The organism is Streptomyces sp. NPDC028419 (genome assembly GCF_055565515.1).
The window spans coordinates 206,015-218,716 of record NZ_JBVHUE010000010.1 but is presented as its reverse complement, the minus strand read 5'-3'; the positions used below and the strand labels follow the sequence as shown (position 1 = coordinate 218,716).

Annotated in this window: 13 protein-coding genes and 1 pseudogene; 6 read left to right on the top strand and 8 right to left on the bottom strand. The window is 73.2% G+C overall.

Translation table 11 applies throughout. From position 1 onward, the window contains the following. Positions 1-24: 24 nt before the first annotated feature. The 7 genes and pseudogenes from ACZ4UB_RS14820 to ACZ4UB_RS14790 all read right to left on the bottom strand — a co-directional run bounded on the left by ACZ4UB_RS14820 (position 25) and on the right by ACZ4UB_RS14790 (position 7,027). Positions 25-1,011: a tetratricopeptide repeat protein gene (locus ACZ4UB_RS14820; protein ID WP_354382386.1), complete on the bottom strand. Its 987-nt coding sequence runs from the start codon at positions 1,009-1,011 to the stop codon at positions 25-27. A 102-nt stretch (positions 1,012-1,113) separates the two neighbouring features. Continuing rightward, positions 1,114-2,481 carry an HD-GYP domain-containing protein gene (locus ACZ4UB_RS14815; protein WP_468070430.1) on the bottom strand — a complete coding sequence of 456 codons (1,368 nt, stop codon included), beginning with the start codon at positions 2,479-2,481 and terminating at the stop codon, positions 1,114-1,116. After that, complete coding sequence (locus tag ACZ4UB_RS14810; protein ID WP_468070429.1) at positions 2,478-3,983, bottom strand: HD-GYP domain-containing protein; 1,506 nt, start codon at positions 3,981-3,983, stop codon at positions 2,478-2,480. The genes ACZ4UB_RS14815 and ACZ4UB_RS14810 overlap by 4 nt, the downstream gene beginning before the upstream one ends. Positions 3,984-4,169: 186 nt before the next feature. Then, the gene (gene rsrA / locus ACZ4UB_RS14805; protein WP_399262516.1) at positions 4,170-4,499 is read right to left on the bottom strand and encodes a mycothiol system anti-sigma-R factor; all 330 of its coding nucleotides are present in this window, start codon (positions 4,497-4,499) and stop codon (positions 4,170-4,172) included. Beyond that, positions 4,496-5,140 (bottom strand): sigma-70 family RNA polymerase sigma factor, encoded by a 645-nt coding sequence (locus tag ACZ4UB_RS14800; protein ID WP_468070447.1) that lies wholly within the window; start codon positions 5,138-5,140, stop codon positions 4,496-4,498. The genes rsrA and ACZ4UB_RS14800 overlap by 4 nt, the downstream gene beginning before the upstream one ends. 375 nt (positions 5,141-5,515) lie before the next feature. Then, positions 5,516-6,174 (bottom strand): annotated as a pseudogene (locus ACZ4UB_RS14795) (alpha/beta hydrolase family protein). A 37-nt stretch (positions 6,175-6,211) separates the two neighbouring features. Continuing rightward, on the bottom strand, positions 6,212-7,027 hold the full coding sequence (locus ACZ4UB_RS14790) for an SOS response-associated peptidase (protein ID WP_468070428.1): 816 nt from the start codon (positions 7,025-7,027) through the stop codon (positions 6,212-6,214). Between the two features lie 53 nt (positions 7,028-7,080). Here ACZ4UB_RS14790 and ACZ4UB_RS14785 point away from each other — a divergent pair, with 53 nt between their 5' ends. The 4 genes from ACZ4UB_RS14785 to ACZ4UB_RS14770 all read left to right on the top strand — a co-directional run bounded on the left by ACZ4UB_RS14785 (position 7,081) and on the right by ACZ4UB_RS14770 (position 10,666). Continuing rightward, on the top strand, positions 7,081-7,803 hold the full coding sequence (locus tag ACZ4UB_RS14785; protein ID WP_468070427.1) for a M50 family metallopeptidase: 723 nt from the start codon (positions 7,081-7,083) through the stop codon (positions 7,801-7,803). Positions 7,804-7,848: 45 nt separating this feature from the next. Next, on the top strand, positions 7,849-9,195 hold the full coding sequence (gene aroA, locus ACZ4UB_RS14780; protein WP_354382378.1) for a 3-phosphoshikimate 1-carboxyvinyltransferase: 1,347 nt from the start codon (positions 7,849-7,851) through the stop codon (positions 9,193-9,195). Between the two features lie 8 nt (positions 9,196-9,203). Beyond that, positions 9,204-10,214 (top strand): ribosome small subunit-dependent GTPase A, encoded by a 1,011-nt coding sequence (gene rsgA / locus ACZ4UB_RS14775; protein ID WP_468070426.1) that lies wholly within the window; start codon positions 9,204-9,206, stop codon positions 10,212-10,214. 128 nt (positions 10,215-10,342) lie between these two features. Further along, positions 10,343-10,666, top strand: a complete 324-nt coding sequence (locus tag ACZ4UB_RS14770) for a DMT family transporter (protein WP_399260092.1) — start codon at positions 10,343-10,345, stop codon at positions 10,664-10,666. On the opposite strand, the gene ACZ4UB_RS14765 is transcribed toward ACZ4UB_RS14770, so the two are convergent. Next, a complete protein-coding gene (locus ACZ4UB_RS14765) occupies positions 10,632-11,201 on the bottom strand; it encodes a TetR/AcrR family transcriptional regulator (RefSeq protein WP_468070425.1) in 570 nt (189 codons plus the stop codon). The genes ACZ4UB_RS14770 and ACZ4UB_RS14765 overlap by 35 nt on opposite strands. A gap of 131 nt (positions 11,202-11,332) precedes the next feature. Between ACZ4UB_RS14765 and hisN the strand changes: the two genes are divergently transcribed. Beyond that, a complete protein-coding gene (gene hisN, locus ACZ4UB_RS14760) occupies positions 11,333-12,136 on the top strand; it encodes a histidinol-phosphatase (RefSeq protein ID WP_354382375.1) in 804 nt (267 codons plus the stop codon). A 109-nt stretch (positions 12,137-12,245) separates the two neighbouring features. Next, positions 12,246-12,656 carry a CBS domain-containing protein gene (locus ACZ4UB_RS14755; RefSeq protein ID WP_468070446.1) on the top strand — a complete coding sequence of 137 codons (411 nt, stop codon included), beginning with the start codon at positions 12,246-12,248 and terminating at the stop codon, positions 12,654-12,656. Positions 12,657-12,702 lie beyond the last annotated feature (46 nt).

Sequence of the window (12,702 nt, the reverse complement as noted above, 5' to 3'; positions counted from 1 at the left end):
GCCGGTACAGCCTACGGCCCCCGGTCAGCAGACTTCTTCGAGATCCCGCCACTCCCGGCTGTCGGGGCTGTCGGCGACCCATCCGTCGAGCAGTCCGCGCACCAGTCCGGGCGGGGCCGCGATCCCGCATTCGCGCTCGGGCACCCACAGGGAGCCGGATCCGGCCGTGCGGTGGCCGAGCGGTCCGGGGTGACCGGGCTCGCTGTGATCGTGCGGATCCAGCTGGTCACCGTCGCCCTCGCCGCTCGGCATCTCGCTCTCCGAGCAGGTCCGGCACAGCAGCCGCACCGAAGAGGACCAGTCCTCGGCGGCGAAGCCCGCGTCGGAGGCCAGCTGCTCCAGGGCGTCGCGGTCGGCCTCGGTGGCCGCCTCCAGCAGCACCACCCAGGTCGGCACCGGCGAGGGCGCCCACAGCTCGATCTCGTCGAACACCGGGTAGGAGGGGCCCGCGGAGGTCACGCGCTCGCCGTGCGGGACCCCGTCGTGCAGGACGACCTCGCCCCAGCGCCGCCCGGAGGAGGGCAGCGGGATGGAGAGGACCTCCATCCGGGCCGGGTCCAGCCGGCGGCCCCAGACCACCTCGGCCTCGCCCTCGGGCGAGAGCCGGACCGCCGCGCTGCCCAGCTCCATGCCGACGGGCTCACCGGATCCGTTGGCCTCGCCGGGCACCTTGAGCCCGTACGCCTGCCAGGCGCGGCGGGCCAGCGGCCAGTCCTGCAGGGCGGTGGCGGCGATGCCCACGTTCCACCAGTCGGGGGCGCCCGACTCGCGGTCCAGCAGGGCCACGGCGCGCAGCCCCGCGGCCCGCGCCTGCTCCCAGTCGTGCCGGAACTTGTGCAGCAGGGCCAGGTTGAACCAGGACTCGGACAGCCAGGGTTCCAGGTCCGCCGCTCTCGTCAGCAGCGCGCCCGCGTCCTCGTACCGCCCGTCGCCGATCAGCGTGAACGCGCGGTCGGTGGCCTGCCGCCACGAGGCGGAGGGCCGATGCCGTACCTTCCCGAAGATCCTCACGATTCCCGCCTGCCGGTCCAACGATGCAACAGTGCAGCCTTGCGGACACTCTCACTTCGCATCCAACCATGCCCACGGATACGGCCGCTCATTACCCATGGGTTACCCAGGTCGGCCAGGTACAACTCTGGCACGTCCGCCGCGCCCCCGCGCATCCCGTTTCGGCCGCTCCAGGCGGGCACCATCCCGCCTCGAACTGTTCCGCCGCAAAACGTACGCGAGGCACTCGACGACGTCGGGATGGTGGTCGTGGGCCGTGCCGAGGCGCAGCTGCTCCAGCGCGGCCAGTGAGCCGCCCGGGTGACGGGTGCCGCCCACCAGGTCGTCGTAGGCGTTGGCGGTCCGCACGATGCGGGCCAGGACCGGCTGGTCGCGGTAGGGGTCGGCCTGTCTCTCGACGATCACGGCGACCTCGGCGGACACCCCGGTCTGGCGGGCCACCTCACCGCCCAGCACGGCGATCCGGCGGGCCTCGGCGGCGGGCAGCGGGGCGGTGGCCCCGGCGGGGACCGGGTCGACCAGGGAGAGCTGTCCGATGTCGTGCATCAGGGCGGCGTACTCCAGGACGGTCAGCTCCCGCTGCGACAGGCCCAGCTCCCGGCCCACGGCGCAGCTGAGGGCGGCGACCCGGCGGGCGTGCCCGGGCCGGGTGTAGCCGGCGATCTCGGTGGCGCGGGCCAGCGAGGTGATCGTCTGCCGGTAGGTGGTGCGGACGGCGTCGATCCGGCGGAAGGACATCTGGGTGAGCAGCAGGGGCACGCTCAGGACGGGTAGCGCCCAGAGCCCGGCGACCGCCACCCCCAGGGCCATCACCACTCCGGTGGCGCAGATCGCCGAGCCGATGCCGAGCAGGGCGCGCAGCTCGTCCCGCAGCAGCGGTCCGTACGGCCAACCGGTGCGCAGTCCGGCCAGCGCGGCGGCGAGCACCGCGTCGCACAGGGCGGTGAGGCCGAGCAGGAGGAGCAGGAAGAGCACCAGGTACGGGCCCCGGCCGACCTGCTCCTCCAGCCGGCCGGAGTTGTGCAGCGGCTGGAAGCAGGCGGCGGCGAAGCCGACGGTGAGGACCCGGCGGGCCACGTGGTCGACGGCGGGCCCGCGGCCGCGGGCCACCTGCGCGGCGATCCCGGCGAGGGCGGCCGCGACGACGACGGCGACGACCTGGAGCGCGCCGTGGTGGGTGGGCTGCCCCGCGTCCGCCCCGAGCAGGGCGTAGGCGAGGGCCGCGGCGGAGCCCAGGGGCGCGGGCTGGCGGTCCTCGGCCCGCAAGGGTGCGGCCCGCGGCGGACCGGCTCCCGGGTGCCCGCTCGGAGCGGGCGGGTCCCGGCGGGCGAGTTCGCCGAGGGTCATGAGCAGGCCGAAGGCGAGGGCGGTGCCGGGGCCGCTCACGCCGTTCCACAGGGTGTGTCCGAGGGCCGTCGCGGTGAGCACGGCGGCGGCCGCGCGGACGGCTTTGGCGCCCCGGTCCCTCATCCGGTCCCTCCGGGGCCGGTGGTGGCTCCGCCGGCGTCCGTGTGCGCCCGGGCCTCGGCGTTCTGGGCGGGCATCCCCGGCAACCCCGCCGGCCCCGCCGGCCCTGTCAGCCCCGCCGGCCCTGTCAGCCCCGCCGGCCCCGTCAGGCCCACCGACCCCGCCGGCCCCGCTTCCGGTGCGGACTGGGGGATCACCTGGAGCTCCTCGTCCGAGGTGACCACCGGGTGCCAGCCGTGCCGGCCGATCGCCCGCACCAGCGCGCCCACCATGTCGGGGTCGAACTGGGCCCCGGCGCAGCGCTCCAGCTCGCCCAGCGCCGTCGGCACCGGCCGGGCCCGGCTGTAGGAGCGGGTCGAGGTCATCGCGTCGAAGGCGTCGGCCACCGCCACCACCCGGGCGAGGACGGGGATCTGGCCGCCGGTCAGGCCGTAGGGGTAGCCGGTGCCGTCCACGCGCTCGTGGTGGTGCAGGATCGCGGACCGCGCCTCGCCGAGGAAGCCGATGCCGCGGACCATCTCGTGCCCGTACTCGGGGTGGAGTTCGATGATCCGGCGCTCCTCCGGGGTCAACGGACCGTCCTTGCGCAGCAGCCGGGTGGGCACGCCGAGTTTGCCGACGTCGTGCAGGATCCCGGCGATCCGGACCACCTCCAGGCGGTCCTCGGCCATGCCCAGCTCGCGGGCGATCATCGCGGAGGCCTGGCCGACCCGCTCGCTGTGGCCGCGCGTGTAACGGTCCTTGAGGTCCACGGCCTGCACGAGGGCGCGGATGGTGGCCCGGTGGGCGGCCCGTTCGTGGTGGTACTGGGCGAAGACCCAGCAGGAGATGTACATCGGCAGCAGCACCAGCAGCGCCGCGGGCGGCCCGTAGGGGCTGCGCCACATGACGGCCATCATGAGCCCCGCCAGGCCGTGCACGCAGTGCGGGGCGAGGGAGAGGGCGAGCGGCGCGCGCCAGGCGGTCGCCGCCGGCCGCCGCTCGGCGGTGGCCAGTACGCCCGCTTCGAGGGCGGTGAGCACCAGGCAGAACACGACGGCCGCGAGGGCCGCCGGGAGCATCACGTAGGGGAAGTCGGCGACCGCTCCCCCGGAGCGGGCGGCGCCGCCGAGCGCGGCGGGACCGCCGAGCAGGGCGAAGGTGCCTCCCGCGGCCCAGGCCGCCAGCGCCTGCTGCGCCCCGTGCCAGGCCCGGCGCACCGCGACGGGCGGCTCGGCCGCGGCCCCGGCGAGCGCGCCGGGGAGGGCGACCAGCGCGGCGGCGGAGGGCGGCAGCAGGAAGACGGCGGCGAGGACGACGGGGAAGAAGGCCCCGATGCCCTCGGGCCCCCGCCCGCCGAGCCGTGGGCAGAGCTTGGCCAGCTCGCAGACGAGGTAGAGGACGGCGAGCAGGGCGACGGCGGCCCGGGGCGTGCCGGGGCCGAGCAGCGCGGGCAGGACGCAGGCGAGGGCGCCGAGGACGACGCAGAGGATGTAGGCGCGCGCCGCCGGCGGAAGTCCCCGCATGGCGCTCTCCTCCCCCGGAACCTTCGAGCCGGTTACGGAAAAACAACCGGTACCGGAAGGGGAGAATAGGTGTGGCCCGCGGCGAGCGGGCCACATTCGCGTGTTGGGCCGTCCGGAGGCCCCTGGATTAGCACCTTCGGGTGAACGAAGTCGCTTTCCGGGGGCACCCGTTCCCTCGGAAAGGGATCAGCCCGTCGCCGGAGTGGCGGGAGTGGCCGGGCTCGGCGGCGCCGCCGTCACGTCGTGATCGGGTACGGCCTGCCCCGAGCGGATCAGCTCGATCCGGCCCATCACCTTCGAGCGCAGGTCCTGCGGTACGTCGTCCGACCCGCAGCAGCGCTTGACCAGCTTCTTCACGGCCTGTTCCAGGCCGTACTTCTCGAGGCAGGGATTGCACTCGCCGAAGTGCGTTTCGAACTTCGTGCAGTCGCTGTCCGGCATCTCGCGGTCCAGGAACTCGTACAAGTGGTCCAAGACCTCAGAGCACTCCGTCTCGTGCGGATCTCCGCAGCTCATGAGCCCGAGCCTTTCCCGTCGTTCGACTCTCCCGCGCCGGCGGGGACCAGCCCGCGCTCGCGGGCGTAGTCCTCCAGCATTCCGCGGAGTTGGCGGCGCCCACGGTGGAGTCGCGACATGACCGTACCGATGGGTGTACCCATGATGTCCGCGATCTCCTTGTAGGCAAAGCCCTCTACGTCCGCGAGATAGACGGCAATGCGGAACTCTTCCGGAATGGCCTGGAGTGCTTCCTTCACGTCCGAATCGGGCAGGTGATCGAGCGCCTGCGATTCGGCGGAACGCAAACCGGTCGACATGTGCGACTCGGCGCGCGCCAGCTGCCAGTCCTCGATCTCCTCCGCCGCACTGCGCTGGGGTTCGCGCTGCTTCTTGCGGTAGGAGTTGATGAAGGTGTTCGTCAGAATGCGGTAGAGCCACGCCTTGAGGTTGGTGCCCTCGCGGAACTGGTGGAAGGACGCGTACGCCTTCGCATACGTCTCCTGGACCAGGTCCTCGGCGTCGGCCGGATTGCGCGTCATGCGCAGCGCGGCCGAGTACATCTGGTCGAGGTAGCCGAGGGCGTCCCGCTCGAAGCGCGCGTTGCGCTCCGGGGTCGTCTCCTGCGCGTGGCCTTCGTCGGTCCCAGCGACAGGACCCACCTCCTCCGACAGCGTGGCGGCTCCGAAAGCGGACCCGCTCGAATCGGAGAATAGTCGACCTTCCCGGCCATCCGCCGCCCGAGGGGCACCGTGCTTGGACCCGGGCAGCACCGTCCACTCCAGGCCGCTGGCGGCCTGCGGACGGTTCTGACTGATGACCTGGGTCATGCGCTCCCTCTCCTCCGGCGAGATTCCGTACGTTCCGACATCCCGCACAACAGCGGGGCCGGGGCACGGCATTCCCCGGCGCCCGCGGAGTTTCCCCCGAGTTCCGGAAAGGCTCGAATGCGACCTGGCTCACATGCTCCGGGAATGTGTCAGGTCGCCCCGGAACCGGGGTCGCGGCAGGGGTCTCGGAGGGGGCTCGGCGGGGTCTCAGAGGGGCAGGTCCACGAGCCAGTCCGCCACCGCGTCCGTGATCACCGCGAGGGCCTCCTCCTGGGTGGTCGCCGCCCGCTTCGGCACCGCGAAGCCGTGATCGCCGTACGCCACCTCCACGAGCCGGTACGTGTCCCCCGCCCCCGGAGCCGGGAACTCCGCCGGGCCTCCGAAGGGGTCCCGGCCGCCCTGTACCACCAGCGTCGGCCGCCCGGCGCCCAGCAGCTCGGCCAGCCGGGTCTTCTCGGGCCGGCCCGGCGGATGCAGCGGGAAGGCCAGGGCCAGCACCCCGACCGCCCCGAGCTCGGCGGCGGTCCGGCAGGCCACCCGCGCCCCCGCGCTGCGCCCGCCGGCGACCACCGGCAGGCCGGGGCCGCCCAGCGCGGGCCACAGCGCCCGCCAGCCCGTGTCCAGCACCTTCGGCGCGGCCGCGACCTTCTTCCCGGCCACCCGCCAGGGCTGCTCCACCAGGGCGACGGTGATCCCCCGGCCGGCAGGGCCGCCGCCAGCGCGACCAGGTCCCGGGCCTCGATCCCGCCGCCGGCGCCGTGGCCGACGGCCAGCACCAGCCGCGGCCGCGCCGCCGGGTGCCAGGTGATCCGGGCCTCGCCCGCCGGGGTGTCGACGCTCTGGACGTGCTGCGTAGGCGTGCTCATGCCCCCCATCCTGCGGGAAGCCCGAGGCATCGGAGTTCTAGAACAGCGTGGCTTCCTCGGGCGCCTCCAGCTCCGTCAGCAGCTCGGGCCCGTTGTTGCGGACGTTGCTGACCGAGGTGGAGACCGGATAGGCCCGCATCCGGCCGCCCGGCGGGGGCGCCAGCAGGGCCCGCAGCTCGGCCTCGTCGGTGCGCGCCGGGTCGAGCCAGGCGTCCCAGCGGTCCGGGGTCAGCATGAGCGGCATCCGGGGGTGGATGTCGCAGAGCGAGCGCGGCCCCTCGGCGGGCGCCACCCCGAGCGGACCGGTCTCGGCCTCGGCGGTGATCACCGAGCAGGTGGCCCACCAGGCGAGCGGGTGCTCGTCGGGCAGGGTCCGGTCGCGCCAGAACTCGTATATCCCGGCCATCGCGAAGACGGAGCCGTCACTGGGGAGCACGAAGTAGGGCTGTTTGCGGGCCCGCTTCTTCTTGCCCTCGACCTCCAGCTGCCGCTCGTCGTGGGCGGTGACCCACTCGTAGTAGCCGTCGGCCGGGACGATGCAGCGCTGGCGGGCGAAGGGGCGACGGAAGGACGGCTTCTCGTGCAGGGTCTCGGACCGGGCGTTGATCATCCGGGCGGCGCCCTCGGGGTCCTTGGCCCAGGAGGGGACCAGCCCCCACTTCAGGCGGCGCAGCTGGCGAACCGGACGCCGCTCGGCCGCGTCTTTCAGTGGACGGTCGAGGACGACGAGGACCTCCTTCGTCGGGGCGACGTTCCAGTCCGGGGCCAGGGCCTCGGCGGGCTCCCACCGCTCCACCCCGAAAACGCCCGCCAGTTCCTCCGGCCCACGACTCGCTGCAAACCTTCCGCACATGGCTGCCAGACTGCCATGACACCCGATCACCACCGCAAGGAGTCGGCACACCCGTGGACGACACGCACTCCCTCTCCGCCGCCGGCCTGTGGGACCGGCTCACCGGGATACAGACCGCGCCAGAACTCTGGCTGGTGATCGTCACGGCCGTCGTCGCGCTGGCCGTGGTCGCGCCCCGGCCGCTCTGGCTGCTCTCGCGCAACGCCGTGACCATCGCGCACGAGGGCGGGCACGGGCTGGTCGCGGTGCTCACCGGGCGCAGGCTCGACGGGATCCGGCTGCATTCGGACACGAGCGGGCTCACGGTGAGCCGGGGCCGGCCGACCGGGATCGGCATGATCCTGACGGCCGCCGCCGGCTACACCGCGCCCTCCCTGCTGGGCCTCGGCGGGGCCTGGCTGCTGGCCGCGCACCGGATCACGCTGCTGCTGTGGGTGGCGACCGCGCTGCTGCTGGCGATGTTGCTGATGATCCGCAACGCGTACGGCGTGCTGACCGTCTTCCTGTCCGGCGGGGCGTTCCTGCTCGTGTCCTGGCTGGCCCCGGCCGAGGTACAGGCGGCGTTCGCCTACGGCGTGGTGTGGTTCCTGCTGCTGGGCGGCGTACGTCCGGTCTTCGAGCTCCAGCACAAGCGGCGCGGCGGCGGGGCACCCGACTCCGACGCGGACCAGCTCGGGCGGCTCACGCACGTGCACCCGGTGATGTGGCTCTTCCTCTTCCACGCCGTCTCGCTGTGTTCGCTGATCGGCGGCGGGCGCTGGCTGCTGGACCTGTGAGCCGATCAAGATCTGGGTCCGGCCCGACCAACTAAAGTGAGGGCCATGACCGACACCCCCGCGCCGTCCGCCCTCTGGCCCGCCCCCCTAGCCGACGGGCCCGTGCGGGCCTCCGTCACCGTCCCCGGGTCCAAATCGGTCACCAACCGGGCCCTGGTCCTGGCCGCCCTCTCCGCCGAGCCCGGATGGGTGCGCCGGCCGCTGCGCTCGCGGGATTCCCAGCTGATGGCGGACTCGCTGCGGGCCATGGGCGTGGGCATCGAGGAAACGGTCTCCTCCAGCTCCGCGGGCGACGGCGAGACGGGCGAGGCCTGGCGGATCATCCCGGCGGCCCTGCACGGCCCCGCGACGGTGGACGTCGGCAACGCGGGCACGGTCATGCGCTTCCTGCCGCCCGTGGCCACCCTGGCCGCCGGCGACATCCGCTTCGACGGCGACCCGCGCTCCTACGAGCGCCCGCTCGGCGAGGTCATCAACGCACTGCGCGCCCTCGGCGCCCGGATCGACGACGACGGCCGGGGCGCGCTGCCCCTGACCGTCCACGGCGGCGGCGCCCTGGAGGGCGGCACGGTCGAGATCGACGCGACCAACTCCTCGCAGTTCGTCTCCGCGCTGCTGCTCTCCGCCCCGCGCTTCAACCAGGGCGTCGAGGTCCGGCACGTGGGCACGAAACTGCCGTCGATGCCGCACATCCGGATGACGGTGGAGATGCTGCGCGCGGCCGGTGCGCAGGTGGACACCCCCGAGGCGGGCGGCGAGAAGAACGTGTGGCGGGTGACGCCCGGCGCGCTGCTCGGCCGCGACATGGTCGTCGAGCCGGACCTGTCGAACGCGCAGCCCTTCATGGCGGCCGCGCTGATCACCGGTGGCACGGTGACCATTCCCGACTGGCCGCGGCGCACCACGCAGCCCGGCGACGCGCTGCGCGCGATCTTCACCGAGATGGGCGGCTCGTGCGAGCTGACCGACGCGGGTCTGGTGTTCACCGGCACCGGCAAGATCCACGGCATCGACGTGGACCTCGGTGACGTCGGCGAGCTGACCCCGGGCGTCGCGGCGGTGGCGGCGCTGGCCGACTCCGAGTCGGTCCTGCGCGGGGTGCAGCACCTGCGGATGCACGAGACGGACCGGTTGGCGGCCCTGACCGCGGAGATCAACGCGCTCGGCGGCGATGTCACCGAGACCGCGGACGGCCTGCGCATCCGCCCGCGCCCGCTGCACGGCGGGACCTTCCACACCTACGACGACCACCGGATGGCCACCGCGGGCGCGGTGATCGGCCTGGCGGTGCCGGGCGTGCTGATCGAGAACGTGGCCACGACCGCCAAGACCCTGCCGGACTTCCCGCGGATGTGGGCAGACATGCTCGCGGGAACGGGAGCGGGAGCGTAGGGACCGTCATGCGCAGGTACGGCAAGAACACCGATGAGGACGACATCCGCCAGCGGCCCAACCCCAAGGGCAACCGGCCGCGGACCAACATCCGCCCCAAGCACGAGGACGCCGCCGAGGGCTTCGTCCTGACCGTGGACCGGGGCCGGCTGACCTGCCTGGTCGACGGCCGCACGATCCACGCCATGAAGTCCCGCGAGCTGGGGCGCAAGGCGGCGGTGGTCGGCGACCTGGTCTGGATCGTCGGTGACCTGACGGGCAAGAAGGACACCCTGGCCCGGATCGTGCGGATCGAGGAGCGCAAGTCGGTGCTGCGGCGCACCGCCGACGACGACGATCCGTACGAGCGCGTGGTCGTCGCCAACGCCGACCAGTTGGCCATCGTGACCGCGCTGGCCGATCCGGAGCCGCGGCCCCGGATGATCGACCGCTGTCTGGTGGCGGCGTACGACGCGGGGCTCGAACCGCTGCTGGTGCTCACGAAGTCCGACCTGACCTCCGCGGACAAGATCCTGGAGATCTACTCGACCTTCGGCCTGAACTACGTCGTCACCAACCGCGAGGAGTTGGCGACCGGGGACGCGGCCGAGCGGGTGCGCGAGCGGCTGCACGGGCGGATCACCGCCTTCGTCGGCCATTCGGGCGTCGGCAAGACCACGCTGGTGAACTCGCTGGTCGCCGAGGACCGCAAGCGGGCCACCGGCGTGGTGAACGCGGTGACCGGCCGCGGCCGGCACACCACCACCTCGGCGCTCGCGCTGCCGCTGCCGGGCGGGGACGGCTGGGTCATCGACACCCCGGGCGTGCGCTCCTTCGGCCTGCACCACGTGGACCCGTCCCGGGTGATCCTGGCCTTCCCGGAGCTGGTGCCGGGGACCGAGGGCTGCCCGCGCGCGTGCAGTCACGACGAGGTGGACTGCGCGTTGGACCAGTGGGTGGAGGACGGTCACGCGGATCCGGCGCGGTTGTACTCGTTGCGGCGGCTGCTCCAGACGCGTGAGCGCCGCGAGGGGGACTGACCGGCCCAGGGTCGGACGGTGGTTGATCGTCCGACGGGGTTTGCCGGGCGCCGTGTCTGGTAAATGCATAATCGCACCAAGTGGTGCCGGCGCGAGCCGGGCCGCACCAGCGCGGGGAGGCATTCGACATGGCGTGGCTGCTCGTCGTGGTCGCGGGAATCCTGGAGACCGGTTTCGCGGTCTGCCTCAAGCTGTCCCACGGTTTCACCCGGCTGTGGCCGACCATCGCCTTCGCGTGCTTCGCCCTGGGCAGCTTCGGCCTGCTCACCATGGCGCTGAAGAAGCTCGACGTCGGTCCCGCCTACGCGGTCTGGACCGGCATCGGCGCGGCCGGTACCGCCATCTACGGGATGATCTTCCTCGGCGACCTGGTCTCCACCCTCAAGCTGGTCTCGATCTCGCTGGTCATCCTCGGGGTCATCGGTCTCCAGCTGTCCGGCTCGGCGCACTGACCGGCGCACCGAGCCCGCGGCCCGGCCCGAAGAGGCCGAGGTCCCCCAGCGGGGCGTCCCCGCCGGGCGCGACCACGTAGGACAGGGCGAGGCGCACGACCAGCTCGCAGCGGTACGCGGTCCACTCCCCCGGCGCCAGCGCGGCGGCGGCCCGGTCCCGGACCGCCCGGGTGAGCTCCTCCGGGCGCGGCCCGGGCACGAGCAACGGGAGCCGCGCGTCCCAGCATCCGGTGAGCAGGGCCCGTAACAACGGGTGCGCGCGGGCCGTCCGTACGGTCCAGCTCGCCAGCTCGGCCATCCGCTCGTGGGCGCCCTGCTCGGCGCCGAGCACCCGGTCCACTCCGGCGAGGTAGCGGTCGGTCTCGCGACGGACCAGGGCCCGGCCCAGGCCGTCCTTGCCGCCGAACTCGTTGTAGAGGGTCTGCCGGGACACCCCGGCCGCGGCGGCCACTTCCACCATCCGCACCACGGGCCACGGGCGCGCCGCGAGCGCCGCTACCGCCGCCTCAAGCAAGGACTCCCGCGCTGCCGGCATCTTCGCCTCCGCTCGTCTGTCCGTCAGGGTTGACGCGTGCGCGGACCCTGTCAAGAGCGGCCGTCGGCCGGTGTGCGGCTTGATCGTGGACACCGTTGGTCCGGCCGATCCGATGTCGATACTGTTCGGCCATGCCCGAGTATGACGATGACCTTCGCCTTGCCCACGAGCTCGCCGACGCCGCCGACGTGGCCACGATGGCCCGCTTCCAGGCCCTCGACCTCGAGGTCGAGACCAAGCCCGACATGACTCCGGTGAGCGAGGCCGACAAGGCCGCGGAGGAGCTGATCCGCGCGGGCATCCTGGCCGCGCGGCCGGGGGACGCGATCCTCGGCGAGGAGTACGGGGTCGAGGGCACGGGCCCGCGGCGCTGGGTCGTCGACCCCATCGACGGTACGAAGAACTACGTGCGCGGGGTCCCGGTGTGGGCCACGCTGATCTCCCTGATGGTGGAGGGCGCCGACGGCACCTGGCGGCCGGTGGTCGGCGTGGTGTCCGCGCCCGCGCTGGGCCGTCGCTGGTGGGCCGCCGAGGGCGGCGGGGCGTACACGGGGCGCGGGCCGGCGGACGGGACCCGGATCGGGGTCTCCAAGGTCGGTTCCCTGGCCGACGCCTCCTTCTCGTACGCCTCGCTGGGCGGCTGGGAGGAGCGCGGGCTGCTGCCCGGCTTCCTGGACCTGACCCGCGCGGTGTGGCGGACCCGGGCGTACGGGGACTTCTGGTCGTACATGCTCGTCGCCGAGGGGGCGGTGGACATCTGCGCGGAGCCGGAGCTGTCGCTGTGGGACATGGCGGCGAACGCGATCGTCGTGCAGGAGGCAGGGGGGCGTTTCACCGGCCTGGACGGGATCGACGGCGTGCACGGCGGCAACGCGGCGGCGTCCAACGGGGTATTGCACGATGAGCTGCTCGGGTACTTGCGCCCACGCGACTGAGTGCGCCCTCTTGATGACACTCCGTGTCCATGGGAATCTGGGGCTCCTCCGCTTGTGGGTTTGTGAACCGGGCGGGGGGTCTCACCCCTAGGAGGTGGCTGTCTTCATGATGCTTGTCCGTGACGCCATGAGCACCCTGATCCTCACCCTCGGTCCCACCCACACCCTCCGGCAGGCCGCGTGCCTGATGTCCGGCCGGCACGTCGGCGCCGCCGTCGTGCTCGATCCGGATCACAGCGGCATCGGCATCCTGACCGAACGTGACATCCTCAATTCGATCGGCGCGGGGCACGACCCCGACCGCGAGATCCTGAGCGCGCACGCCACCACCGACGTGGTGTTCTGCACTCCCGACGCCACGTTGAACGAAGCCGCCGAGGCCATGGTCCGCGGCGGCTTCCGGCATCTGATCGTGCTGGAGGACGGCGGGCCGGTGGGCATCGTCTCCGTGCGCGACATCATCCGGTGCTGGCTGCCGCAGCGGCGTACGATCCTGCCCTCCCCGTCCCCCTTGCGCTGAGCCCGACCGCACGCGCCCGGAAAAGCCGACGGGCCGGCACCCCCGT